The sequence below is a fragment of the Microbacterium hatanonis genome (assembly GCF_008017415.1).
Classification (GTDB): Bacteria; Actinomycetota; Actinomycetes; order Actinomycetales; family Microbacteriaceae; genus Microbacterium; species Microbacterium hatanonis.
The window spans coordinates 611,122-634,298 of record NZ_VRSV01000001.1; the positions used below are offsets into that span (position 1 = coordinate 611,122).

The following is a 23,177-nucleotide window of genomic DNA, read 5'->3' on the forward strand; positions in this document are numbered from 1 at the left end:
GAGTGTGTCGGGGGATGCTACGAGTTGCCTGTGACGCGCCGATGTGACGACGGCGGCATCAGAAGCGCCCGCCGCCGCGCCGGGAGCGCGAGCCGCCGCCTCCGAAGCTGCCCGAGCGGCGTCCGCCACCGCCGAAGCCGCTGCGACCGCTGGAGCGGGAGCCGCCTCCGCCGAACGAGCCGAATCCGCCGCCGTAGCTGCGCGACGAGCGGCCGCCACCCGAGATCGCGCTGCTGACGATGCCGCCGAGGAGGGCTCCCATGAAGCTCGACCCGGCGCCGCCACCGCCTCCGCCCCCGCCGAACATGTCATTCGACGAGGAGAATCCGCCGACGTCGGTGCGGGCGTACTGCACCGCCTGACCGGCGAGGCTGTTCGCCCGCTGCGCTTCGCCGAGCGCCTGGTCGGGGTCGACGCCCTGCAGCTGCTGAGCGCGGGCGAGGGCCGCGCCCGCCTCGGCCAGGCGCGTGCGGGCCTCGGAGCCGACGGCGCCGCGACGGGCCGCGATGAAGTTCTCGGCCGCCGACACCTGCGCCTGAGCCTGGGCGAGCTCGGAGCCGAGCTGCTGGGCCACGCGCTGCGACCGTGCCGCAGCATCCCTCACCGACTGCACCAGTTCGTCGATGCGCTGGTCGGTCGCCTGGAGGGTCTGGAGCGTGTGCAGCGGTCGCCGCTGCGTACCGGCCAGGTCCGACCGCGCCGCATCGAGGTCGCCGCGCGTGACGTCGATCACGGCGGCCACGCGTCCGTCGGGGTCGGGGAGCGTCATCGCCGTACGGATGTCCTGCTCGATCCCCTCGATGACCGCGGCGGCCTGCCGGTCTTCGGCGGCGAGGTCGGTCGCGAGCGTGTCGATCGCGGTCTCGAGCACGACGGCCTGCCCGACGGCCTCCTCGGCCGCGCGGATGCCGACGGCCGCTTCACCCGTCTCGCCCGCGTCCAGCGCGGTCTGCGCCGCCGTCAGCTGCTCCTCGGCGAACGTGATGCGCGCCCGGGCCTGGTCGACGTTGTCGTCGACGGTCTCGAGCGCCTCGGACGCGTACGAGCCCCGCAGCGCCGACAGTGCGGCCGCGGCAGCGTCGATCTCCGAGGCCGCGGCGGTTTGTGCGTCGCGCGCCCGGGCGAGGGCGGCGGGGGCATCGGCCTCGAGCTTGCGCAGCTCGTCGAACGCGTCGACCTTCTCGTCGAGACCCTGGTTCGCCTCGGCGCAGAGCTCGATGATCTGCGTGTTCCACGCGCGCACCTGCTCCTCGGTGTCGGGCACGTCGTCGTCGAGCTGCTGCTGCAGCGCGAACGCCTGGCCCAGCTTGTCGCGCGCGGACTGGAGGGCTGCGGCGAAACCGGTGGTGGCGGCCTCCCCGAACTGCGCGGCGGCGAACCCGAGCTCCTGCTCGCTGGTGCGGATGGCGTCGTCGGTGTCGATGAGGGCGGATGCTGCCTGCCGCCGCAGCTCTTCGGTCGGAACCGGCGGGGGTCCGGGTGCGACGCCGGGGGCCGTGGTGGTGTTCTTCCGGCGGGAGCGGATCACGAAAACGGCGATCACGGCGATGACGACGACGATCACGATGATGAGGAGCGCGAAGGTCAGGATGTTGCTGATCGAGTTCTCTGTTCCCATCAGCGGATCGTCGCTCGTGCCGCCGGATCCCGCCTGGTCAGCTTCCTCGAGCCCCTCGGCCGTCGCGTCGACGGCCCCGGCCCAGTCGTCGGCCGCCAGCACGGGGATGAGGCGATCCTGTTCGATCGCGCCGAGCTGCTCGAACGAGATGGGCCCGGAGGAATCTCCCGACAGGTAGAACTGGCGCGCGTCGACCGCGACGGCCAGCAGGTACTGCGTCGGCCCGAGGCCGTTCTGGTCTGCCGTGTCTGTCGCCCAATCCGCCGAATCGGACGGGTTCGTGAACTCGTCGACGAAGACGACCCAGAGATCGAGCCCCGTCGAGGTGCGCAGCTGCTCGATGCGCGCCTGCGCGTCGAACTCCTGCTGCGGGGAGAGGGCGTCGACCTGGTCGTAGACGCGGGTCGACCCGAGCTGCACGGGCTCCGTCGCGGAGGCGGCGACGGCGGGGCCGCCGATCACGAGAGCCAGCGCGAGGGCGGCGGCGGCCGAGAGGCGCGCACGGAGGCGCACTCGTGGGAGGAGCGTCCGGACAGCCACGGGTCGAGTCTATGCACCGGCGGGCATGCACGATAGCGCCCGGCGTGCCCCGCCGCACGCGCGGGGGAGCCGGTCTAGGCTCGGCCGGTCGGGAGGAGCAGCATGGACGATCGGTACGGCGCTGATGTGCTCGCGAAGGGATGGCGTGACGCCGGCCGAAAGGTCGCCGCGCAGGTCGAAGCATCCCGTGACCTCGTCGTGGAGGTGGCGGCCGACGGATACGTGGGCGCTGTCGTCGGCATCGCCTCGAGCACGGTCGAACTCGAGGACCGTCACGGTCGTCGTCGCCTGTTCCCGTTGGGGTCGGGGTTCCTCGTCGACGGCGAGCCCGTCGTGCTGGTGGTTCCGAAGGCAGCGCCCACCGGGACCCGCCGCACCGCCTCGGGCTCGTTCGCCCCCGCCTCCGAACGCGCTCGCGTCGCACGGGCCAGCCGCATCCTCGTCGAGGGCAGGCACGACGCCGAACTCGTCGAGAAGGTCTGGGGCGCCGACCTCCGCGCCGAGGGCGTCGTGGTCGAGTACCTCCAGGGCGTGGACCTCCTCGCCGACCTGCTCGACGCCGAGCCTCCCTCGGCCGATCGCCGTTACGGGGTGCTCGTGGATCACCTCGTGAAGGGGTCGAAGGAATCGCGGATCGCGGAGGCCGTCGCCCGCGGGAAGCACGGCGCGCACGTGCGCATCGTCGGGCACCCGTTCGTCGACGTCTGGCAGTGCGTCACGCCGCAGACGATGGGCATCGAGCGGTGGCCCGAGATCCCCCGCAGCGTGGAGTGGAAGGTCGGCATCTGTCGCGCCTTCGGCTGGCCCGCCGACGACCAGGCCGACATCGCGCGCGCGTGGCAGCGCATCCTCGGCAGGGTCACGACCTTCCGCAATCTGGAGCCCGCCCTCCTCGGCCGCGTCGAGGAGCTCATCGACTTCGTCACGGTCGATCCGTAGCGCCCGCCGCCCGCCCGCCCCCGGGCAACCGGGCCGGTCGGCGGGCTCGCGTAGCCTGGGGGAATGCCCGAGCCCACTCCCGAGCCCCGTTTCCGCGAGCGCCCGGTGTCGTTCGTCCGTCGCAGCGGAAGGATGTCCGACGGGCAGGAGCGCGCCTGGGCCGCCCACTCCGGCTTCTACCTGCTCGACGTGCCCCGCGGCGACGCCGTGACCAGTGTGCGCGCCGATTCGACGATCGAGCCGGCCACCGTCTGGGGTCGCGAGGCGCCGCTCATCGTCGAGATCGGCACGGGCCAGGGCCATCAGATCGTGCACGCGGCCGCCACGCGCCCCGACGTCGACTTCCTCGCGGTCGAGGTGTTCCGTGCCGGACTCGCGCGCACGATGCTCGATGCCGACCGCGAGGGCGCCAAGAATCTCCGCCTGGTCGAGGCGAACGCCCCCGAGGTGCTCGAGCACCTGCTGCCGGCGACGTCCGTCGACGAGCTCTGGGTGTTCTTCCCCGACCCCTGGCACAAGTCGAAGCACAACAAGCGACGCCTCATCGACGAGGAGTTCGCCGCCATCGCCGCCCGCGCCCTGAAGCCGGGCGGAACGCTCCGCCTCGCCACCGACTGGGAGCACTACGCCCGGCAGATGCGCACCGTCCTCGACGCGGCCACCGACTTCGAGCGGGCGTTCGAGGGGGAGTGGGCCGAGCGCTTCGACGGCCGGGTGCTCACGGCGTTCGAGCAGAAGGGCGCACGGGTGGGTCGCAGCATCCGCGATCTGGCCTACCGTCGGGCGGACGACCGATGAAGTCTCCCGCCGTCGCCACGCAGGCGACCGCCACCTGGACGTGGTCGCTCGCACCGGCACTCCTGGTCTGCCTCGCCGCCCCCGCGTTCTTCGTGCTGCAGATCGCCTGGCTCGGATGGATGCTGCTGGCTGCGGCGCTCATCGGAGCCTGGCTCGTCGACCGCCACCACGGCGTCGCCATCCGTCCCTCCCGGCGAGCGGCCGAGAACTCGCCGCCGAGCCTCCTGCGCGATCTGTCGCTGATCGCGATCGGGCAGCTCATCGTCAGCGCGATCCCCTTGCACGCCGAGCTCGACAACCTCGCGTTCCTGCGCTTCACGCTCGCGCTCGGGGGAGCCGTGGTCGTGCCCTACGTCATCTCGCGCTTCGTGTACGGCGACTACGCGATCCGCTTCCCGTGGCGTGGAGGCGGGCGCTGGTCGCGCGTGCAGTGGATCTGGCTCGTGGGCGTTCTCGCCCTGGGCTGGCTGATCCTGCCGTTCTACTTCATCACCTCGGGCGTCTACCAGAACTGGCCGGTCGTCAACACGCCCGACCTCATCGCCCGGTTGTTCGTCGGGGTGGGCGCGGTCGGCATCTGGGACGAGCTGTTCTTCATCTGCACGGTGTTCGTGCTGCTGCGCCGGCACGCGGTGACGTGGCAGGCGAACGTGCTGCAGACGATCGTCTTCGTCGCCTTCCTGTGGGAGCTGGGCTACCAGGCGTGGGGGCCGGCGCTGACGATCCCGTTCGCTCTGATCCAGGGCGTGGTGTTCCTCCGCACGCGCTCGTTGGCCTACGTGGTGACGGTGCACCTGCTGTTCGATGCGGTCGTCTTCTCGGTGCTCGTGCACGCCCACAACCCGGGCGCGCTGCCGATTTTCCTCGTCTGACCTCGTAACTTTTCCACTTCTGATCCCGTGAATACTGGATCCTCACAGGGGTCGCGCGGTACACTCCCCAAGCCGTAATGTCGCGGGGCCTCCTCTCGTTACGGACGCCCTCGCGCGCACGGACCGCCGCAGTCTCCCCTTTGCGAAAGGCCCCCGCGTGAGCGCACCCCCCACCGATGTGATCGAGACTCCTGTCGCCCCGAAACGGGTCGAGGGGACGCGTGTCCGTCGTTCACGGGTGCACCGGATGCTGCGGCTCGCCGCCGCCGATCTCTTCCGCTCTCCTCGGGGTGCGGTCCCCGTCGTCGAGCGCGGCATGTTCCGCCAGGTCTTCCTGCTGTGGGCCGTCGCCCGCGCGACGAGCCTCGGTCTGCTCTGGGGCGCCTACGAGCTCGCCCGGTCGCTCGGCCTCAGCCATGGTCCCGACGGTCAGCGCATCGGCACGTTCCTCGACTACATCACCGAGTGGGACGCCGACCGCTACGGTCAGATCTCGGTCGAGGGCTACCCCGTCTCCCTGCCCATGAACGTGCAGGGCGACATCCTGCCCAACAACTGGGCGTTCCTCCCGGTGTTCCCCACCCTCGAGCGCATCTTCTCGCCCCTCGCGGGTGGATCGTGGCAGCTCGCCGGCGTGGGCATCAGCATCCTCGCGACCCTCGGGGCGACCTGGGTGCTGTTCCTCCTCCTGCGCCGCACCACCACGCCGAAGGCGGCCTGGTGGGCCGTCGTCTTCTTCTCGTTCGCGCCGCTGTCGTTCGTCTACGTGCTGGGCTACGCCGAGTCGCTGCTCATGCTTCTGCTCTTCAGCGCCCTCCTGCTGATGCACCAGCGCCGGTATCTGGCTGTCGCGCCCATCGGCGTCATCGCCGCCTTCACCCGCCCCGGTGCGCTCGCGATCGCGCTGGCCCTCGGCATCCTCTTCCTCGTGCGGTTCTTCCGTCGACGCGTCGACCCGTTCCCCCGCATCCAGGTCATCGGCATCCTCGTCTCCGGTGCCCTCTCGGCGACGGCCGGTCTCATGTGGCCCGTCATCGCGCAGGCGGTCACCGGCACGCGCAACGCGTACATCCGCACCGAGACCGGCTGGTGGCTGCAGTCGGTCGGCAACGACGAGTTCATCCCCCTGACGCCCTGGTTCCGCCAGGCGGCCACGCACCTCGGCGTGATCGGGCCCTTCCTGGTCATCGCGCTCATGGCCGGATTCGCGATGCTGCTGTGGTCGCGCTCGGTGCGGCGCCTCGGCATCGTCATCGTGTCGTTCGCGTTCAGCTACGGCCTCTACCTGTTCGCGGTGTTCCTGCCGCAGCAGAGCACCTTCCGGCTGATGGTGCCGCTGTCGCCGCTCCTCGGAGACGAGCGTCTGTCGAAGACGCGGAAGCGGCGCACCGCGATCATCGCGGGCTGCATCGCGCTGCAGACGCTCTGCGTCTGGGTGCTCTGGACCGTCAACCACCCCTAGGGGTCAGAGCCAGCGCTTCCGCCGGAACACGATGTAGAGCGTGAGCGACGTCGCCGCCATGAGCGCGAGCGCGAGCGGGTAGCCGAACTGCCAGCTGAGTTCGGGCATCGACTCGAAGTTCATGCCGTAGATGCCCGCGACGAGCGTCGGACCGAACAGGATCGCGGCCCAGCCCGAGATCTTCTTGACCTGCTCGCCCTGCTCGAGCGACGTCTCGGTGAGGCGCTGGGTGACGAGGGTCGCGTTCACGGTCAGTGCGTTCTCGAGGGTGGCGCGGAACGCCGACAGCTTCTGACAGACGACCAGCACGTGGTCGAGCACGTCTCGGAGCGAACGCTGGAGTTCAAGGTCGACGCGGTACTTCTCGGCGCCGCGTTGCAAGGACTCGAGCATGACGGCGAGCGGCTCCGACGCGCGTTGGAACGCGATGACCTCGCGCGAGAGGTCGTAGATGCGGCGCGACAGGTTCGCGTCGCCGACGCCGAACAGGGCGTCCTCGATCTCATCGATGTCGTTCTGCACGCCGGCGGCGACCGGGGAGTACTCGTCGACGACCTCGTCGAGGATCGCGTAGAGCACGGCCTCCGGGCCGAGCGCGAGGAGCTCGGGCTGCTGCTCCAGCCGTCGCCGCACGCGTGCCAGATCGGGCGAGTCGGCGTGGCGGATGGTGACGACGAAGTCCCGTCCCACGAAGACGTGGAGCTCGCCGAACTCCACGGTCTCGGTGGCGTCGATGTAACGAGCGGGTCGGAGCACCGCGAAGAGGATGTCGCCGTACCGCTCGAGCTTGGCGCGCTGGTGCCCGGTCAGGGCATCCTCGATGGCGAGCGGGTGCAGCGAGAACTCCGCCGCCACCTTGTCGATCTCCTCGGGCGTCGGCCGGAAGAGGCCGATCCACGCCATGCCGCCCTTGTCGCGCATGTACTCGAAGGTCTGCTCGAGGCTCTCGGGGTTCTCGATGCGTTGACCGCCGACGTACACGGCGTTGTCGATGATGGGCACCGCACAAGTCTCACCCAGTCCGAGCCCGACAGACGACGTTCCTGACGGAATCCTCACGCGAGCGGCCTCGGTGGCGGAGCGCGCGTCGGTGCGCAGCATCCGTTCTCGGCGTAGGACATGGCGCGGGCGTAGGACGCATCCGCGCGAAGCGTCCTACGACGGCGCCATCTCCTACGTCCACAACGCCGGGACACGCCTAGCCGACGGCACGTCGGCGGGCAACTCCACCTCCGGCGTCCCGCCGTGGGCCACAGTAGGGGGATGAAGCGCGAGCAGACCGAGGATCCGAGCGACAGCGCCCCCGGCGTCGAGGGCGAGCTGAAGGAAGACCGCTACGTCGGAGGTCGCGACCTCACGCACTGGAGCACGCGCGCGGGAGCAGCCGTCGAGCACGTCGCCCGACGCGTGGGGGAGCGGATCGGTCCCTACACCGCGCTCGTCATCACGCTCATCGTCGGCCTCGCTCTGGTGGTCGCCCTGAGCGTGGCCGCGGTCGAGGTCTACGACGCCGTCGCGGACGGCGACGGTGTCGCCGGGATCGACGAGCCGATGCTGCTGTTCATGATGACGCTGAGAAGCCCGGGATTCGATGTGGCGGTGACGGCCTTCACCGATATCGCCGGCACGATCGGCATGCCCGTCATCGCCGTGCTGGGCATGCTGGTGCTCGGGATCAAGAGAAGGTCGTGGACGCCGGTGGTCATCATCGCCGCGGCGGGGGCCGGTTCGCTGCTCATGACGATCGCCGGCAAGGAGCTCATCCAGCGCGAGCGTCCACCGCTGGTCGATGCGGTGCCCCCGTTCGAGTACTCGCCCTCGTTCCCCAGCGGCCATACCCTCAACGCGGTCGCCGTCGTCGGCGCGATCGCCTACCTGCTCGTGCTGCGCCGTACCTCCCGCGGCGCGCGGATCGCCATCATCGCCGCGGCGGTCGCGTTCGACCTCCTCGTCGGCATGAGCCGCGTGTACCTCGGCCATCACTGGTTCACCGACGTGCTCGTCGGGTGGATCCTCGGCGTGCTGTGGCTGGCGCTCGTGATCACCGCGCATCGTCTCTACCTGACGATCCGACGGCAGCGCCACCCTTCGCCCGACGCCGTCCCCGTCGATCGAAGCTAGGTCGGTCGAGCCGAACGTGCTCTCTCACCCATATGGTGGAGTGTCGAGCGGCGCACCCGGAGCCGTGAGGATCGCGGTGGGGGATACGTGAGCACAGTCCAGGAAGTCGCGCGGCGCGAAGCGATCGCCCAGTACCGCGTGGTCGGGGTTCCTCCCGAGCCCGATCTCGAGGGTCTCGTGCAGCTGGCTGCGCGCGTGTGCGGAGTGTCCACCGCGGTGATCAACATCATCGACGATCGCCTCCAGCACCAGATCGCCGCCGTCGGCGTGCAGGCGTCGGTCTGCAGTCGCGAGGACTCGATGTGCGCGGTCGTGTTCCGGGAGCCGGGACACATCGTGGTCTCGGACGCTCGCGAGGACGATCGGTTCGCGCAGAATCCCTTCGTCACCGGCGAGATCGCCGCGGTGCGCTTCTACGCCTCGAGCCCTCTCATCACGCCGGAGGGCATCCCGATCGGAACGCTGTGCGTCTTCGACGAGCAGCCCGGCGAGCTGAGCCCCGAAGACAGTCGCGCACTCGCGCTCCTGGCCCACCAGGTCGTCGATGTCCTCGAGCTGCGCCGCATCACCCGCGAGCTCGGCCAGTCGAACGAGCAGCTCGAGAACTTCGCGAGTCAGGTCAGCCACGATCTGCGCAACCCGCTCACGGCGATCGCCGGGTTCATCGAGCTGGCCGCCGACAGTCCCGAGCTCGCGAACGCCCCGCAGGCCGCGCGCGCGCTGGCCCGCGCCGAGTCTGCCGCGGCGCGGATGGATTCGATGATCGCCGACCTGTTGGCCTACGCACGACTCGGCGGCCTGCAGCCCCGACGCGACGAGGTCGGTCTCGACGACGTGGTGCGCGCGGTGCTCGACGACCTCGACTCCGCGCTCGCGGCCGCCGGCGCGACCGTGTCGGTCGACGCCGCGGTCGAGGTCATCGGCGACGAGACGCTGCTGCGGGTGCTCATCCAGAACCTCGTGGCCAACGCGGTCAAGTTCAGCAGCGCCGCCGGCGTCCAGCCGCAGGTCGACGTCCGCGCCCACGGCCTCACGGGCGGGTGGCGCATCACCGTGGACGACAACGGTCCGGGTGTGCCCGCGGAACAGCGCGAGCGCGTGTTCGAACTCATGGAGCGCGGCACGGCGCAGGAGGTGCCCGGTCTCGGCATCGGCCTGTCGACGTGCCGGCGGATCGTCGAGGCGCACGGCGGACGCATCGGCATCGACGCATCGCCCGCGGGCGGAGCGAGCGTCTGGATCGTGCTGCCCGACAGCGTCGACTGACGCGGAAGAGCGGATGCTGTCGGCTCGCCGGCAGCGCCCCGTCGCCGTCCGCGGGCGTAGCCTTCCCGCAGAGCATCGTCGAGGAGGTCGGGATGTCGCTGGGCGAGATCGGTCGGGCGGTGGCGGATGCAGCCGGGATGCCGCCCGAGCTGAGCGTGGACGACCCGCTGCAGGGCGTCCCCTGGGCCTCGACCCTGCCGGTGGCGCAGCTGGCGCTCGACAGCGTCGCGCTGTCATCGGCGGCCATGAACCTCGCCCGCGTCGCACGCGGGCTGGGCGGCGCGGGTCCCGTGCGGGTCGACCCGCAGCGGGTCGCGGCGTCGTTCGGCAGCGAGCGCCTCCTGCGCGTGGACGGCGAGCCGCCCTCGGCGTGGGCGCCGCTCTCGGGGTTCTGGCGCACCGCCGACGGATGGGTGCGTACGCACGCGAACTACCCCCACCACGAGCGGGCGCTGCGCGCCGTGGTGGGTGTCGCCTCCGACGCGCACCGCGATGACGTCGCCGCATCCATCGCCCGGCTCGATGCCCTCGACCTCGAGGATCGTGCCGCCGCGAGCGGAGCGATCGTGTCGGCGGTGCGTTCGCCGGCGGAGTGGCGCCGGCATCCCCAGGCGGCTGCGCTCGACACCCGACCGCTCGTCGCCGTCGCGCGGACGGGCGATGCGGCGCCGCGGGCGTGGGGCGGAGGCGAGACCCCGCTGAGCGGAGTGCGCGTGCTCGACCTCACCCGGGTGATCGCCGGTCCGGTCGCCGCGCGCGATCTCGCGCTCGCCGGAGCCGATGTGCTGCGGATCGACTCGCCGCGCCTCCCGGAGACCCCGTGGATCCACCTCGATACGGGCCAGGGGAAGCGCTCGGCGCTGCTCGACCTCGACCTCCCGGCCGATCGGGCGGTTCTCGAGGAGCTGCTCGGCGTCGCCGACGTGGTGCTCACCGGCTACCGGCCCGGCGCCCTCATCCGCTTCGGCCTCGGCCCCGAGCAGCTCGCCGCCCGCCATCCCGGGGTCGTCACGGCGTCGGTGTCGGCGTGGGGGGTCGCGGGTCCGTGGGCTCACCGACGCGGCTTCGACAGCATCGTGCAGGCGGCGACCGGCATCGGGCTGCGGGAGAGCGCCGACGCCGACTCGCCCGGCGCACTGCCCGTGCAGGCCTTCGACCACTCGACCGGTCATTTCCTCGCCGCGGCGATCACCACCGCGCTCGTCGAGCAACGGCGGCGCGGCGGATCGCTCGACGTGCGGATGTCGCTCGCCCGTGTCGCCCACGCTCTGCTCGACGCCGCGCCGGCCGTGCAGCCGCTCGCGGACGCCGGTGCGTTGCCGACCCGCGAACGACGCCTGCCGGGAGGCCGGACGCTGAGGTACGCGCCGCCGGTGCTCGCCTTCGCCGGCGCACCCGACGACTATCCGGAGGTCGGGCGCGCGTGGGGCGCGGATCCGCCCGTGTGGAGCGCGATCGGCTAGGCGACCGCGGCTGCCGACCGGCGCTCGATCGGCTGGTGCTCGAGGTCGTTGAGGTCGAAGGCGAGACCCCCGGTCGACGCCGCCTGCGCCGCCAACCCGCGGAGCAGATCGGGATCGAGCAGCTCGGGTTCTGCGCTGCTGAACACGAAGCGCAGCGCGATCGACGGCTGGATCCACACCGTGGTGCGCCCGTCGACGGCGTCGTGAGCGTGTCGCCATGTCAGCGTGAAGCTCTCGCCCCGGCGCAGCTTCGCGGCGATGACGATCTTCACGTGTGCGAGCAGCCGGTCGGGCAGTTCGATCGGAGTCGTCCCGCCGCCGTAGAACAGGTGTGCCATGTCGCGATGCCGTCCTTCTGTCGTAGGTGACAGGCGCGTCTGGAAGAAGGCCCCCCGCCTCGCTCTTGTCTTCGTCGCGAAGCCCGAATCGGATGGGCCCGGGGCGATCATCGCCGGATCGGGCCGCGTAGCTGCGATGATCACAGGACATCTCCCAGAAGGAGTACCCATGCGCATCGCCGTCCCGCTCGAGATCAAGAACAACGAGCGCCGTGTCGCTCTCACCCCCGCCGGCGCCGACGCGCTCATTCATCGCGGCCATCGGGTGATCGTGCAGGAAGGCGCGGGGGAGGGGAGCGGCTTCACCGACGCGCAGTACGAAGCCGTCGGCGCCGATGTCGTGGGCACCGCCGAGGAGACCTGGGGCCTGGCCGAGCTCGTGGTGAAGGTCAAGGAACCGATCGCGAGCGAGTACGGGTATTTCCGCCCCGATCTGACGCTGTTCACCTACCTGCACCTCGCCGCGGATCGCCCGCTGACCGAAGCGCTCGTCGCCAGCGGCATCACCGCGGTGGCCTACGAGACGGTTCAGACTCCCGATCGTTCGCTCCCGCTCCTCGCGCCGATGAGCGAGGTGGCGGGCCGGCTGTCGATCGTCGTGGGGGCCAACGCCCTTCTCGCCGCCCACGGCGGCCGGGGCGTCATGCTCGGCGGGATCCCCGGCACGCCGAAGGGCAAGGTCGTCGTCATCGGCGGCGGGGTCGCGGGAGAGCACGCCGCGGCCAACGCGCTCGGGCTCGGTGCCGATGTGACGGTCATCGACCTCTCGGTGCCCCGCCTGCGCGCGCTCGAGGTGCGCTTCGGAGGCGCGGTGCAGACGCGGGCGTCGACCCGCTACGAGATCGGTCAGCAGGTCGCGGCTGCCGACCTCGTCATCGGCTCCGTGCTCGTACCGGGGGCAGCCGCGCCGAAGCTCGTCACCGACGAGATGGTCGCGTCGATGAAGCCGGGGTCGGTGCTCGTGGACATCGCGATCGATCAGGGCGGATGCTTCGAAGGATCCCGCCCGACGACGCACGACGCCCCCACGTTCCGAGTGCACGAATCGCTCTACTACTGCGTCGCGAACATGCCGGGCGCGGTTCCGTTCACGTCGACGAGGGCGCTCGGCAATGCCACGCTGCCGTACATCACGGCGATCGCCGACGCGGGCTGGGACGCCGCATCCGCCGCCGATCCCGCTCTCGCCGCCGGGCTCAACGTCCGCGCCGGCGAGGTGCGCAACGCCGGTGTGCGGGCTGCCTTCGGTCTCTGAGGGGGCGAACGCTCAGTCGGGGAGCGCGGCGGCGATCGCGAGGATCCCGCGCACGGCCTCGGCGTGCGTCGTGCTCAGCGGTGACAGGCCGATCCGGATGCCCTGGGGCCCGCGGAAGTCGGGGATCACCCCGTCGAGCCACAGCTGCTCGGTCACGGCGCGGAAGGACGGGTGCCCGAGCAGCACGTGCGATCCGCGGCGCGCGGCGTCACGGGGCGTGAGCAGGTCGACGCCGCGCTCCGCCAGAACCTCGTCGTAGGCGCGGATCGCGAGGGTCGTGAGCGTGCGGCTCTTCTCCCGCACCGCGTCGATCCCGGCACGTTCGAGGAGGTCGAGCATGCCCTGCATCGGCAGCATCCCCACGACCGGGGGCGTACCGCTCAAGAGCCTGCGCATGCCGTCGGCGGGACGGTAGATCGGGCCCATCGCGAAGACGTCGGCTGCGCCCATCCAGCCCTGGATCGGCTGCTCGATCCGGTCCTGCAGCTCCGCGCGCACATAGGCGAAGGCGGGCGCGCCCGGTCCGCCGTTGAGGTACTTGTAGCTGCAGCCCACCGCGAGGTCCACCCCCCACTCGTCGAGTCGCATCGGCACGACTCCCGCGCTGTGGCAGAGGTCCCACAGCATGAGAGCGCCCGCGTCGTGGACGACGGCGGTGATCCCGGCCATGTCGGCGAGCGCGCCGGAGCGGTAGTCGACGTGGGTGAGCACCACGAGCGCGGTGAGATCGGTGAGCCCGGCGGCCACCTCTGCCGGGGTGACGCCGGCGATCGGGTCCGGGTCGAGCCAATCGACCTGCAGTCCGTGCGCCTCGGCGAGCCCCTCGACGACGAAGCGGTCGGTGGGGAAGTTGCCGCGCTCGATGAGGATGCGGCCCCCGGCCGGGACTCCCCGGATCGCCGCGGCGACGAGCTTGTACAGCAGCACGGTCGTCGAATCGGCGACCACCGTCTGCCCGCCTGCCGCGCCGAGCGCCAGGCGTCCGATGCGGTCGCCGAGGTCGAACGGCAGCTGCATCCACCCCTCGTCCCACGAGCGGATGAGGCCCGTGCCCCATTCGCCGGCGACGAAGCGCGAGATGCGGTCGGCCGTGCCGCGCACCGGGCGCCCGAGCGAGTTGCCGTCGAGGTAGGCGTCGACGCCGACCGCGGGCTCGAACTCGTCGACGAACGAGCCGAGCGGGTCGGCGGCGTCGAGTTCGCCCGCCGCGGCGAGGAGGGCGGTGGCCGGGTCGGGGACGGAGGTCATGCGCTCGATGCTACGCACGCCCCGGTCACGGCTGGAGGCGCTCGGCCCGCCAGCCGTCGCCGACCGCGACGTAACGCAGCCGCCGATGCATGCGATCGCGGCTCCCGTGCCAGAACTCGACGGCCTCGGGCACGACGCGGTAGGCGACCCACCCCGACGGTCGCGGCACGTCGTCGCCGAAGCGGTCGAGCAGGGCGTCCGCCTCCTCGATCAGCTCGGCGAGCGTCGATGCGCCCGCGAACGGCACCGACTGATGCGCCACCGCGGTCGCCGCGCGCGATTTCGGCGAGCGATCGGCGAACAGCGCGTCGGACTCACCATCCGTCAGCGTCTCGATGCGTCCCTCGAACCTCAGCTGCTGCATCGTCTCGCGCCAGTACACCTGGAGCGCCGCGTGCGGGTTCTCGCCGAGCTGCCGACCCTTCGGGCTCTCGGTGGAGGAGCCGAACACGAGGCCCCGGTCGTCGATGCGCTTCACGTCGACCGTGCGCGCCGAGACGACCCCGTCGGCGGAGGCGGTCGCCAGGGTCATCGACAGCGGCTCGCGCACGCCGCGCTCGCGGGCCTCGGCGAGCCAGCGCTGGGCGAGGGGGAGGGGCGCCGAAGGCGGAGCGTCGAACTCGGGCAGGTCCAGGGTCTCGTCGCCGGAGAGGGAGGCGTGATCGGCGTTCGTCATGACGCGACAGTACCCCTGCGGGTAGTGGCCCCTCGCGGTTCGGTGCGCAGCATCCGCACCCCGTAGGCTCGAGCGCTATGGCTACCGGCGCGACCATCCACACCTTCGACGTGCAGTTGGCCGACGTCGACCGCGGCGTCTACGACGAACTCGGCCTCCGTGTCGCGCGGCATCCGTCCGAGACGGACGCCTACATGGTGACCCGCGTGCTGGCCTACTGCCTGGAGTTCGAGGAGGGCATCGCCTTCAGCGAGGGGCTCTCGTCGACGGAGGAGCCGGCCGTCGTCGTGCGCGATCTGACCGGTGCACTGCAGGCCTGGATCGAGGTGGGGGCACCGGATGCTGCGCGCCTGCACCACGGGAGCAAGCTCGCCGAGCGCGTCGCCGTCTACACCCACCGCGATCCCGCGAAGGTCGCAGCCCCCTGGGCGGGGAAGAAGATCCATCGCGCCGACGAGCTGCGTCTGGTCAGTTTCGACCCGGGTTTCATCGACCGGGCCGTGACCGCCCTCAGCCGGCGGAACACGATGACCGTCTCGGTGACCGAACGCCAGCTCTATCTCGAGCTCAACGGCGAGACCTTCGACACCGCGATCCACGAGCGCGGCATCGAGTGACGATCACCGACGCTGGGGTTTGTCTTCGGCGGAGCGCGGCGGCATCTCGCTGACGTCGAGCCGGTCTTGACCGGCGCGCGACGACCATTCGTGTGCGACGCCCTCGGCGGCGCGCAGTGAGGCGCGGACGGCACGGTTGTCGGCCCACGAGTTGAGCAGATGGCCGGCGTGGCCGCGCACGTGCTCGAGCACGGCGGGCGGCAGGCCCGCCGCCTTCCGGGCGTCCCGAGCTTCGATGAGCAGTTCGAGCAGCTCGCGATTCTTCGTGGGAGCGCCGGTGGAGGTCTTCCACCCGCGGCGGCGGTGGCCGTCCATCCACGACTCGTACGTGTCGATCGCGTATTTCGAATCGGCCTGGATGCGCAGATGCGCAACGTCGGCGTGGTGCTGGAGTGCGCGCAGCAGGCCGAGCAGCTCACCGATGTTGTTCGTGCCCTTCACCACCGAGCCCGCGGCCCACTCGCCGTCCTCGCCGACCCACGCCCAGCCGGCGGGTCCGGGGTTGCCCTTGCACGCCCCGTCGGTCGCGACGGTGTATTCGGACTCGGAAGCGGGGGAGACGGGCATTCCAGAAATCCTGTCACATGCCCGAGGGCGACGCCGAACCCTCCCACCAGTCCAGCACGCGGGTGCCGAGAAGGGTCAGCCACTTCGAGGGTCGACCCTCGGGGGCCTCGTCGATCGCGAACCAGGTGCGACCGGGCAACGGCGTGCCCTGCGCCCACGTTCCGCCTTCGCGCCGGGCCGCACGCACCGCGTCGATCGCGTCGGCCAGGCGCGGATCGGGCGGAGTGCCGTCGTGCAGCGAGGCCTCGCGGAAGTGGTCGAGCGCCGCGAGCGCGCTGTAGCGGTAGCGGTTCGGGAAGATGAACTCGGTGACGAACGCACCGACGGGCTCGCCCGTGGATGCTCGCCGGAGGAGCCGCCGCTCGAGCAGGTACTCCTCGCCGCCATGGCGGGCATCGCGCTGGCTCGTGTCGCCGGTGAGCTTCTCGTACGCGAGCATCCCGCGCAGGGCGTTGAGCGTCGAGTGGAACGACGATCGCGTGGAATCGCCCTCCTCGGCCTCGCAGTTCCAGCCCCCGTCGGCGAGCCGGTGCGCGGGGAACCACTCGACGAGACGCGATACGTCGGCGCCGAGCCACGCCCCGTTCGCGAGCGTGAACGAGTTGATGCAGACGTCGACCTCGCCGCCCCAATACGGCAGATCGTCGTACTCCCACCGGCTGTTCTTCGCGAGCTTCTCGGCCGTGCCCGCGAGCGCCGCAGCGTCCACGCCCCATTCGCGCAGATCCTTGAGCGACCAGGTCGTCGCCGTCCAGGGCTGCCCCGGTGCGTCCTGCTCGGGACTGCCGAAGAACCCGGCCGGGAAGTACGCGCCGCCCGCCCATTGGCCGTCATCGTCCTGCTTCGACAGCAGTTCGGCGCCGATGCCCTCGTGGGTCACCCGGGCGCGCGTCGCCCGCCACGCGGCCGGCGTTGCGTCGGTGAGGTCGCGTTCGACCTGCCAGCGAAGAGCGGGGTCGGAGTCGAGCAACCAGTCGAGAGTGCGCCGATCGGGGGACATGCGCGGCACGATACTCGCCGGTCGCATCGGCGGGAAGGCGGATGCGACGCGTTCGTCAAGCCGGTGCACCCGGAGCCGGATGGATGCGACGGTGGGATCACGCCAGACGAAGGGACCCACCATGGCCGACGACGTGCAGCCCCAGAACGACGAGACGCCCGACACCGAGCAGCTCGAGAAGCCCAGCACCGAGAAGGCGCCGGGCGAAGAGCCCAAGGGTGGCACGACCCAGCCCGAGCCCGACCACGAGGCCGTCGGTATCGGTGTGGTCGGCGGCCCCCAGGTCGACGAAGACGCCGGCGAGTGACGCGGGCGTCCGCCGGCAACCACGACGACTTGTGAGGGCCGCCCCCGCGGTCGTGGCCCTCAGAGGCTGATGTCTTCTCGACAGCCGCGCACGGACGACGCGCTATCGGCGGTCAGACGACGCCGACGAAGGAGTCGCGACGCAACTGCGCGTGGGTGGCGTGGAACTTTCCATCCGGTGTCCACCACGCTTCGTGCCCGGCGGCGTCGGGCTCGTTCTCCACGACGACCGGCCAGTGCTTCGTGATGTTCTTCACGTAGTAGCGGATCTCGCCGCCGATCGTGCGCTTCTCGAGGTTGTCGGACTTCTCGAGCTGTTCCTGGGTCGGATCTTCCATGCCGAGATGTTATCGGCGGAGGATCGGCTGACAACGGGGCGGATGCTGGGCGGGGCTGACGGGACGGGCTCGGCGCGTCGCATCGGCTGGTGCGAAAGAATGCACTCATGACCTCGCCCTCGCTCGACGCCCTCCTCGACCGCATCTCAGAGAGCGGACTGCTCGACGAACCCGTCGCCGACAACGGCATCGTGCGCGGCCGGGCGAGCCTCGACGCCGCCGGCTTGGAAGTGACGGTGAACGTCGACCCCGAGCTCGAGGAGGAGGATGAGGGCGACAGCGACTCCCCGGATCTCGACGCGCTGATCGGCGGGGTCACCCGCACCCTGGCCATGAGCGAGACCCAGTGGCGCGCGGTGATCGACGCGATCGCCGACGAGATCGGCGAGGCCGTCGCCGATGACGCGGTCGCCGAGCAGGTCGATCTGCGCGACGACCTCGAGGCCACCTCGGTCGTCGTCTTCGCCGATGCGGTGCTCCTGCGTTTCACGGCGCGGCGTCAGTTCCCCGACTCGCGCATCCTGGTTCAGCTCGACAGCGACCTCGAGGTCGAGACCGTCGAGGTCGAGGAGGACGCCGCCGAGCTCGACGATCTGGCCGACACCGACGAGTAGCCGGCCCCGTGGTGGAGCAGCTTCCGATCGTCGCGGCACCGATGGCGGGTGGCCCGTCCACTCCGGAGTTGGCGGTGGCCGTTGCGGAGGCGGGAGGCATGCCGTTCCTCGCCGGGGGCTACAAGACCCCTGACGCCCTCGCGTCCGAGATCGCCCGGGTGCGGGGAAGCGGGCACCGGTTCGGTGTGAACCTCTTCGTGCCCGGCGACTCCCGTGTCGAGGTCACCGCGTTCGCCGCATACGCGGAGGATCTCCGCGGCGATGCGGAGGTGTACGGGCTCTCACTCGACCCGGTACCCGTCGTGGACGACGACGGCTGGTCCTCGAAACTCGACCTGCTGCTCGCCGAGCCCGTGCCGGTGGTCTCCTTCACCTTCGGGCTTCCCGCTGCATCCGACATCGCCGCGCTGCGTCGGGCCGGGACCACGGTGTGGTGTTCGGTCACGACCGCGGCCGAAGCGGTGCTCGCCGAACGGGCGGGTGTCGACGGACTCGTCGTGCAGGGATCGGACGCCGGTGGCCACAGCGCCACCTTCGACCCGGCTGGTCCGAGCCGCTCCACCGACACGGCAGCGCTCGTGCGCAGCATCCGCACCGTCTCGGTGTTGCCTCTCGTCGCGGCCGGCGGGGTGGACGGGCCCGTCGCGGTTCGACGACTGCTCGACGCCGGGGCCGAGCGGGTCGCCGTCGGCACGCTGCTGCTGCGCACCGACGAGGCGGGCACGTCGACAGCGCACCGCGCAGCGCTCGCCGATCCGGCGTTCACAGAGACCGCGATCACGAGGGTCTTCACCGGCCGCCCGGCCCGGGCGCTGCGCAACGGATTCATCGACCGTCACGAGCGTCACGCGATCGATGCCTACCCGGCGGTGCATCACCTGACGAGAGGCCTGCGGCAGGCCGCCGCGGCCGCGGGCGATACCGACCGGTTGCACCTCTGGGCCGGCACCGGGTGGCGGAAAGCCCCCACCGGGCGGGCGGGCGACGTGATCTCGTGGCTCGCCGGTCGCGGCGAGTGACGTTCGTCGGAACCTCTTCGCCTTGAGGGTCCGGTCAGAGCTGTTCCAGGAACGCCGTACCGAACACCAGCGCGGCGGCGGCGAGCATCAGCGCCCCCGCAGTGGCGACGATACCCAGGATCACGATGTTGCCCGCAATGGCGAGGATTCCCGCGCACCAGCGCGGCATCTCGCGGGCGTGGGCGGATCGCTTGTGCAGCAGCGGGTTCGGAGCGGTGAGGGCCATGTCTTCGACGCTACGGAGACGCCCGCCGCGGGGCGTCGGCCCGGAGTATCAGCGGCATCCGCCGCAAGGATGATCTTCGGTGGTCGCCGGTGGACGCAGATCGATCGTGTGCCGCGGATAGCATCCACGTCGGGGCGCAATGAGGGAAGGGACGAGCCGATGACGATCGAGCCGGGCATCTACGAGCACTTCAAGGGTCGTCGCTACGAAGTGGTCGGCGTCGGGGCGCACAGCGAGACCGAGGAGCCGTTCGTGTTCTACCGAGCGCTCTACGGGGACTACGGCTTCTGGGTGCGACCCGCCGCCATGTTCACCGAGGCGGTCGAGCGCGACGGATACGTCGGGCCGCGGTTCTTCCGCGTCGCCTGACGTTGCCGGAACGGCGTCCGGACCGATCGATGGTCGGCGGCACGTGAGCTCACTTTTGATTTCGTGACCTGGGGAAACGGCCGGCGGGATGTCGGTGGTCTCTGCGATAATCGAACATATGAACGATACGATCGACGCCCTCCGCGACCTCGCGTCGCAGCTGGGCGGGGTCGTGTCCGGAGCGCTCGACGCCGCGGCCCTGCGGGGGTGGTCCGACGACGAGGTGATGGCGGTGATGGATGCTGCGGCAGCCCTGTGCCGACGGGCGGAGGCGGTGATCGTCGAGGCCGCCGGTGAGGTTCAGAACAGATCCGACTCCCCGGTCGCGGCCGAGCGCATGACGACGAGGTTCGGCTGTCGCAACGCTCGTGAGTTCGTGCAACGCGTGACGCGAGTCTCGGGGCGGACGGCCGGCGACTATGTGCGCGCCGGTGTCGCGGCCGCTCCCACCCTCTCCGTGCTCACCGGTGAGGTGCTGCCCGCGCGGTACCCGGCTATACGCGCTGCCCTGGTGGACGGTGCCGTGGGCGTGGACGCGGTCGTCGCCGTGGCGCAGACCCTCGACGCCGCGACGATCGACTCACACGAGGCGCGGCTCGCAGCGGATGCCGAGCTGGCGGCAGCGGCTCGCGGTGGCGGAGCGGGCGGGGGCGGGCTGCCCTCGGCCGACGAGCTGAGGTTGCAGGCGCAGGTGTGGGCTGCCTACCTCGACCCCGACGGTGCCGAGCCCCGCGACGAGGCGGCACAGCGCAAGCGCGGTGTGACCCTCGGGAGGTGTCGCAACGGGCTCGTGCCGCTGCGAGGCGACCTCCTGCCCGATGTCGCCGCGCAGCTGAAGCGGGCGATCGACGCGATCGTCCACCCGTGCGCCGGCCGCGTGCAGTTCGCCGACGCCGACCACGACGGGGCTGAGGGCGGGGAGGCGGAGTTCCCGCCCGATCCGCGAACGTACGCGCAGAAGAACCACGACGCGTTGGCGACGATCGTGACGGTCGCGGCCCGTTCCGGTGAACTCCCCACGATCGGCGGCGCCGCCCCCACCCTCGTCGTGTCGGTGCGAGCCGACGACCTGGCCACCGGTGAGGGGGTGGGGCACATCGACGGGATCGAGGAACCCGTCCCGATGAGCGTTGTGCGCCACGTCGGATGCAACGGCGGCATCTACCGCACCACGCTCGCACGCAACGGCCGCATCGAACGGGTCGAGGTCATCGACCGCGTCTTCAATGCCCACCAACGCCGTGCGATCACCCTCCGGGACGGCGGATGCATCATCCCCGGCTGCGACGTACCGGCCGCGTGGTGCGAGATCCACCACGTTCACGAACACGCCCGCGGCGGACCCACCAGCACCGACAACGGAGTGCTGCTCTGCTGGCATCACCACCGCACCCTCGATACCAACGGCTGGCACATCCTCATGCGCGGCGGCATCCCCGAGGTGCGCGGTCCGAGTTGGTGGGATCCCGCGGGCACGTGGCGCTCGACCACGAAATCTCCCACTCGAATACGCGATCAGTTCCTCGCGCTCCGCCGTTGACCGATGCCCGCGTGCACCGACACCCGAAGCCTCGCCGGTTGACGTCTGGCTAAGGGCGCCTGCGCGCCGCGCGGATCAGGAGACCGATCGCGCCGGCGGCGATGACGACGAGCGCCGCTGCCCACGGCCACACGCTGATCGGCCACCCGGCCAGCGTCTGCGGACCGATCGTGCCGCACACGCTCTTCGCGGGGTCGGAAGAGTCGTTGCAATACCCTCCGGTGATCATCGGAGCCAGCAGGAGAGTCGCGATGATCGCCGCGATCACCGCACCGACGATGATCACAGCGGGGCGCTCAGCGCGAGGGAGGGGCTCGTCCACGCCTCGATCGTAGGCTCCCAGGGTTGCGCGACGCCCGGGCGTGTCGCTATCGTTGCGAAGCTGTGTCACCGACACGGCGCAAGGCAGGTCGAGAGGAACGACGAGATGAACCCGCAGCGGGATCGTCAGTACGCGCCGGTTCTGGAACTCACGTTCCGGCACCGGTACGAGTCGTACCCTCCGGCGCCGGCCGTGTAGCAGCATCCGCTTCTTCCACGCCCCGCACCGCACAGGTCCGGGGCGTTCTTTCTTCCGCAGCAGCGTCGAGAGCAACCCGCCGGGCCGTGCCGCCCCGCCACGCACTCGCGCGATATCGCGCATCGACGAAGGAAAGAAATCATGGAAAGGCTCACGAACCGCTTGTTCTCGTGGGCGAGCCTGATCGACGAGAAGACCGTCGACCAGGCCCGCACCTCGGCGAGCATGCCGTTCATCTACCCCCACCTCGCGCTCATGCCCGACGCCCACCTCGGGCTCGGTGCGACCGTGGGGTCGGTCATCCCGACGCTCGGGGCCATCATGCCCGCGGCCGTCGGAGTGGACATCGGATGCGGCATGATCGCCGTGAAGACCCAGTTCACCCGCCCCGACCTGGACGGGCGCGATCTGGCCGAGCTGCGCGAGCAGATCGAGCGGTCGATCCCGCTGTCGGCGGGGCGCGACAACCGCAAGATCGTCGCCACGGCCGAGCCGCGCGTGGCGGAGCTCGAAGCGCTCGCCGAGGCGGCCGGCTTCAACCCGGCCACCTACGCCAAGCACTGGCGCAACCAGCTCGGGTCGCTGGGCAGCGGCAACCACTTCATCGAAGTGTCGGTCGATGAGAGCGACACGGTGTGGATGTTCCTCCACTCGGGATCGCGGGGCGTGGGCAACAGGATCGCACAGCACCACATCAAGGTCGCGCAGCGGCTGGCGAAGCAGTGGTGGATCGATCTGCCGAACCCCGACCTCGCCTACCTCGTAGAAGGGTCGCCGGAGTTCGCGGCGTACATCCGGGAGCTCCGGTGGGCGCAGCGGTTCGCACTCCTCAACCGCGAGGAGATGATGGACCGCGTCGCGAACCAGCTCGGCCGCTTCCTCGGGGTCGCGGTCGAGGAGCAGGAGCGCATCAACTGCCACCACAACTTCACCGAGTCGGAGATGCACTTCGGCAAGCGCGTGTGGGTGTCTCGAAAGGGCGCGATCATGGCCGACCAGGGTCGCCCCGGGCTGATCCCCGGGTCGATGGGCACGGCGTCGTACGTGGTCGAGGGCAAGGGCAACCCGGTGGCGTTGAACTCCTCGCCGCACGGTGCGGGGCGCGAGTACTCGCGGTCGGCCGCGCGGAAGACCTTCACGCACGAGCAGCTGCGCGAGGCCATGGTCGGGATCGAATACCGCGACACCGACGCGTTCCTCGACGAGATCCCGGCGGCGTACAAGCCGATCGACCGGGTGATGGCGGATGCTGCCGACCTCGTGTCGGTGCGGCACACGCTGCGTCAGCTGGTGAACGTCAAGGGCGACTGACGTGAGGGGAGGGGCCGGGCGTGCTGCCCGGCTCCTCCTCTCCGCCGTCAGCGGCGTCCCCGCACGTGACACGTAATCGCACGGGCGATCGACGGGGCGTCCGAGATCGCGGGACCACTATGGCTGCGTTGGGCGTTCCTGCATGCTGTCTGGC

Annotated in this window: 25 protein-coding genes; 15 read left to right on the forward strand and 10 right to left on the reverse strand. The window is 70.8% G+C overall.

What is annotated here, in order from left to right; genetic code table 11:
* Nucleotides 1–58 precede the first annotated feature (58 nt).
* Nucleotides 59–2,158, reverse strand: a complete 2,100-nt coding sequence (locus tag FVP77_RS02885) for a TPM domain-containing protein (RefSeq protein WP_246133951.1) — start codon at nt 2,156–2,158, stop codon at nt 59–61.
* 102 nt (nt 2,159–2,260) lie between these two features.
* On the opposite strand from FVP77_RS02885, the gene FVP77_RS02890 reads away from it, so the two are divergent.
* From FVP77_RS02890 to FVP77_RS02905, 4 genes are all read left to right on the forward strand, one after another.
* A complete protein-coding gene (locus tag FVP77_RS02890) occupies nt 2,261–3,097 on the forward strand; it encodes a DUF3097 family protein (protein ID WP_147893166.1) in 837 nt (278 codons plus the stop codon).
* A 63-nt stretch (nt 3,098–3,160) separates the two neighbouring features.
* Entirely contained in the window at nt 3,161–3,895 is a 735-nt protein-coding gene (trmB, locus tag FVP77_RS02895) for a tRNA (guanosine(46)-N7)-methyltransferase TrmB (protein WP_147893167.1), read from the forward strand.
* Nucleotides 3,892–4,767, forward strand: a complete 876-nt coding sequence (locus FVP77_RS02900; protein WP_147893168.1) for a CPBP family intramembrane glutamic endopeptidase — start codon at nt 3,892–3,894, stop codon at nt 4,765–4,767. Before trmB ends, FVP77_RS02900 begins: the two co-directional genes overlap by 4 nt.
* Before the next feature lie 157 nt (nt 4,768–4,924).
* Entirely contained in the window at nt 4,925–6,229 is a 1,305-nt protein-coding gene (locus FVP77_RS02905; RefSeq protein WP_147893169.1) for a hypothetical protein, read from the forward strand.
* 3 nt (nt 6,230–6,232) lie between these two features.
* Here FVP77_RS02905 and FVP77_RS02910 read toward each other — a convergent pair whose 3' ends face one another.
* Nucleotides 6,233–7,231, reverse strand: a complete 999-nt coding sequence (locus tag FVP77_RS02910) for a magnesium and cobalt transport protein CorA (protein ID WP_147893170.1) — start codon at nt 7,229–7,231, stop codon at nt 6,233–6,235.
* Between the two features lie 261 nt (nt 7,232–7,492).
* Here FVP77_RS02910 and FVP77_RS02915 point away from each other — a divergent pair, with 261 nt between their 5' ends.
* From FVP77_RS02915 to FVP77_RS02925, 3 genes are all read left to right on the forward strand, one after another.
* Nucleotides 7,493–8,350, forward strand: coding sequence for a phosphatase PAP2 family protein (locus FVP77_RS02915; protein WP_147893171.1), 858 nt, complete (start codon nt 7,493–7,495; stop codon nt 8,348–8,350).
* A gap of 87 nt (nt 8,351–8,437) precedes the next feature.
* On the forward strand, nt 8,438–9,616 hold the full coding sequence (locus FVP77_RS02920; RefSeq protein WP_147893172.1) for a sensor histidine kinase: 1,179 nt from the start codon (nt 8,438–8,440) through the stop codon (nt 9,614–9,616).
* Between the two features lie 92 nt (nt 9,617–9,708).
* Entirely contained in the window at nt 9,709–11,079 is a 1,371-nt protein-coding gene (locus FVP77_RS02925) for a CoA transferase (RefSeq protein WP_147893173.1), read from the forward strand.
* On the opposite strand, the gene FVP77_RS02930 is transcribed toward FVP77_RS02925, so the two are convergent.
* Entirely contained in the window at nt 11,076–11,417 is a 342-nt protein-coding gene (locus tag FVP77_RS02930) for a DUF7882 family protein (protein ID WP_147893174.1), read from the reverse strand. The two genes, FVP77_RS02925 and FVP77_RS02930, sit on opposite strands and share 4 nt — an antisense overlap.
* 169 nt (nt 11,418–11,586) lie before the next feature.
* Between FVP77_RS02930 and ald the strand changes: the two genes are divergently transcribed.
* Nucleotides 11,587–12,672: an alanine dehydrogenase gene (gene ald, locus FVP77_RS02935; RefSeq protein WP_147893175.1), complete on the forward strand. Its 1,086-nt coding sequence runs from the start codon at nt 11,587–11,589 to the stop codon at nt 12,670–12,672.
* A 12-nt stretch (nt 12,673–12,684) separates the two neighbouring features.
* Here the strand turns inward: ald and FVP77_RS02940 are convergent, their stop codons facing one another.
* Both FVP77_RS02940 and FVP77_RS02945 read right to left on the reverse strand, forming a co-directional pair.
* On the reverse strand, nt 12,685–13,920 hold the full coding sequence (locus FVP77_RS02940; RefSeq protein WP_147893176.1) for a kynureninase: 1,236 nt from the start codon (nt 13,918–13,920) through the stop codon (nt 12,685–12,687).
* Between the two features lie 25 nt (nt 13,921–13,945).
* Entirely contained in the window at nt 13,946–14,596 is a 651-nt protein-coding gene (locus FVP77_RS02945; protein WP_147893177.1) for a pyridoxal 5'-phosphate synthase, read from the reverse strand.
* Between the two features lie 77 nt (nt 14,597–14,673).
* Between FVP77_RS02945 and FVP77_RS02950 the strand changes: the two genes are divergently transcribed.
* A complete protein-coding gene (locus FVP77_RS02950; RefSeq protein ID WP_147893178.1) occupies nt 14,674–15,213 on the forward strand; it encodes a YaeQ family protein in 540 nt (179 codons plus the stop codon).
* 3 nt (nt 15,214–15,216) lie between these two features.
* On the opposite strand, the gene FVP77_RS02955 is transcribed toward FVP77_RS02950, so the two are convergent.
* Together FVP77_RS02955 and FVP77_RS02960 are read right to left on the reverse strand one after the other, a co-directional pair.
* Nucleotides 15,217–15,780: a ribonuclease H family protein gene (locus FVP77_RS02955; RefSeq protein ID WP_147893179.1), complete on the reverse strand. Its 564-nt coding sequence runs from the start codon at nt 15,778–15,780 to the stop codon at nt 15,217–15,219.
* A gap of 13 nt (nt 15,781–15,793) precedes the next feature.
* On the reverse strand, nt 15,794–16,780 hold the full coding sequence (locus tag FVP77_RS02960; protein WP_147893180.1) for a squalene cyclase: 987 nt from the start codon (nt 16,778–16,780) through the stop codon (nt 15,794–15,796).
* A gap of 121 nt (nt 16,781–16,901) precedes the next feature.
* Between FVP77_RS02960 and FVP77_RS02965 the strand changes: the two genes are divergently transcribed.
* A complete protein-coding gene (locus tag FVP77_RS02965; protein ID WP_147893181.1) occupies nt 16,902–17,087 on the forward strand; it encodes a hypothetical protein in 186 nt (61 codons plus the stop codon).
* Nucleotides 17,088–17,199: 112 nt separating this feature from the next.
* Here the strand turns inward: FVP77_RS02965 and FVP77_RS02970 are convergent, their stop codons facing one another.
* Nucleotides 17,200–17,424, reverse strand: a complete 225-nt coding sequence (locus FVP77_RS02970) for a hypothetical protein (protein WP_147893182.1) — start codon at nt 17,422–17,424, stop codon at nt 17,200–17,202.
* Nucleotides 17,425–17,531: 107 nt separating this feature from the next.
* On the opposite strand from FVP77_RS02970, the gene FVP77_RS02975 reads away from it, so the two are divergent.
* Together FVP77_RS02975 and FVP77_RS02980 are read left to right on the forward strand one after the other, a co-directional pair.
* On the forward strand, nt 17,532–18,038 hold the full coding sequence (locus FVP77_RS02975) for a cytochrome C5 (RefSeq protein WP_147893183.1): 507 nt from the start codon (nt 17,532–17,534) through the stop codon (nt 18,036–18,038).
* Nucleotides 18,039–18,046: 8 nt separating this feature from the next.
* Nucleotides 18,047–19,057: an NAD(P)H-dependent flavin oxidoreductase gene (locus tag FVP77_RS02980; protein ID WP_342779728.1), complete on the forward strand. Its 1,011-nt coding sequence runs from the start codon at nt 18,047–18,049 to the stop codon at nt 19,055–19,057.
* Between the two features lie 34 nt (nt 19,058–19,091).
* Here the strand turns inward: FVP77_RS02980 and FVP77_RS02985 are convergent, their stop codons facing one another.
* The gene (locus tag FVP77_RS02985; protein ID WP_147893184.1) at nt 19,092–19,283 is read right to left on the reverse strand and encodes a hypothetical protein; all 192 of its coding nucleotides are present in this window, start codon (nt 19,281–19,283) and stop codon (nt 19,092–19,094) included.
* Between the two features lie 159 nt (nt 19,284–19,442).
* Here FVP77_RS02985 and FVP77_RS02990 point away from each other — a divergent pair, with 159 nt between their 5' ends.
* Nucleotides 19,443–19,652 carry a DUF1653 domain-containing protein gene (locus tag FVP77_RS02990; protein ID WP_147893185.1) on the forward strand — a complete coding sequence of 70 codons (210 nt, stop codon included), beginning with the start codon at nt 19,443–19,445 and terminating at the stop codon, nt 19,650–19,652.
* A 118-nt stretch (nt 19,653–19,770) separates the two neighbouring features.
* On the forward strand, nt 19,771–21,192 hold the full coding sequence (locus FVP77_RS02995; protein ID WP_147893186.1) for an HNH endonuclease signature motif containing protein: 1,422 nt from the start codon (nt 19,771–19,773) through the stop codon (nt 21,190–21,192).
* Between the two features lie 49 nt (nt 21,193–21,241).
* Here FVP77_RS02995 and FVP77_RS03000 read toward each other — a convergent pair whose 3' ends face one another.
* A complete protein-coding gene (locus FVP77_RS03000) occupies nt 21,242–21,514 on the reverse strand; it encodes a hypothetical protein (protein ID WP_147893187.1) in 273 nt (90 codons plus the stop codon).
* A 339-nt stretch (nt 21,515–21,853) separates the two neighbouring features.
* On the opposite strand from FVP77_RS03000, the gene FVP77_RS03005 reads away from it, so the two are divergent.
* A complete protein-coding gene (locus FVP77_RS03005; RefSeq protein WP_147893188.1) occupies nt 21,854–23,023 on the forward strand; it encodes an RtcB family protein in 1,170 nt (389 codons plus the stop codon).
* The last annotated feature ends 154 nt before the right edge of the window (nt 23,024–23,177 follow it).

Excerpts from the sequence above, each read along its gene's own strand:
- FVP77_RS02955 (WP_147893179.1), bottom strand. The coding sequence starts at position 15,780 with ATGCCCGTCTCCCCCGCTTCCGAGTCCGAATACACCGTCGCGACCGAC.
- FVP77_RS02970 (WP_147893182.1), bottom strand. The coding sequence starts at position 17,424 with ATGGAAGATCCGACCCAGGAACAGCTCGAGAAGTCCGACAACCTCGAG.
- FVP77_RS02900 (WP_147893168.1), top strand. The coding sequence starts at position 3,892 with ATGAAGTCTCCCGCCGTCGCCACGCAGGCGACCGCCACCTGGACGTGG.
- trmB (WP_147893167.1), top strand. The coding sequence starts at position 3,161 with ATGCCCGAGCCCACTCCCGAGCCCCGTTTCCGCGAGCGCCCGGTGTCG.
- ald (WP_147893175.1), top strand. The coding sequence starts at position 11,587 with ATGCGCATCGCCGTCCCGCTCGAGATCAAGAACAACGAGCGCCGTGTC.
- FVP77_RS02945 (WP_147893177.1), bottom strand. The coding sequence starts at position 14,596 with ATGACGAACGCCGATCACGCCTCCCTCTCCGGCGACGAGACCCTGGAC.
- FVP77_RS02915 (WP_147893171.1), top strand. The coding sequence starts at position 7,493 with ATGAAGCGCGAGCAGACCGAGGATCCGAGCGACAGCGCCCCCGGCGTC.
- FVP77_RS02990 (WP_147893185.1), top strand. The coding sequence starts at position 19,443 with ATGACGATCGAGCCGGGCATCTACGAGCACTTCAAGGGTCGTCGCTAC.
- FVP77_RS02975 (WP_147893183.1), top strand. The coding sequence starts at position 17,532 with ATGACCTCGCCCTCGCTCGACGCCCTCCTCGACCGCATCTCAGAGAGC.
- FVP77_RS02930 (WP_147893174.1), bottom strand. The coding sequence starts at position 11,417 with ATGGCACACCTGTTCTACGGCGGCGGGACGACTCCGATCGAACTGCCC.
- FVP77_RS02925 (WP_147893173.1), top strand. The coding sequence starts at position 9,709 with ATGTCGCTGGGCGAGATCGGTCGGGCGGTGGCGGATGCAGCCGGGATG.
- FVP77_RS02960 (WP_147893180.1), bottom strand. The coding sequence starts at position 16,780 with ATGTCCCCCGATCGGCGCACTCTCGACTGGTTGCTCGACTCCGACCCC.
- FVP77_RS02890 (WP_147893166.1), top strand. The coding sequence starts at position 2,261 with ATGGACGATCGGTACGGCGCTGATGTGCTCGCGAAGGGATGGCGTGAC.
- FVP77_RS02940 (WP_147893176.1), bottom strand. The coding sequence starts at position 13,920 with ATGACCTCCGTCCCCGACCCGGCCACCGCCCTCCTCGCCGCGGCGGGC.
- FVP77_RS02950 (WP_147893178.1), top strand. The coding sequence starts at position 14,674 with ATGGCTACCGGCGCGACCATCCACACCTTCGACGTGCAGTTGGCCGAC.
- FVP77_RS02965 (WP_147893181.1), top strand. The coding sequence starts at position 16,902 with ATGGCCGACGACGTGCAGCCCCAGAACGACGAGACGCCCGACACCGAG.
- FVP77_RS03005 (WP_147893188.1), top strand. The coding sequence starts at position 21,854 with ATGGAAAGGCTCACGAACCGCTTGTTCTCGTGGGCGAGCCTGATCGAC.
- FVP77_RS02995 (WP_147893186.1), top strand. The coding sequence starts at position 19,771 with ATGAACGATACGATCGACGCCCTCCGCGACCTCGCGTCGCAGCTGGGC.
- FVP77_RS02985 (WP_147893184.1), bottom strand. The coding sequence starts at position 19,283 with ATGGCCCTCACCGCTCCGAACCCGCTGCTGCACAAGCGATCCGCCCAC.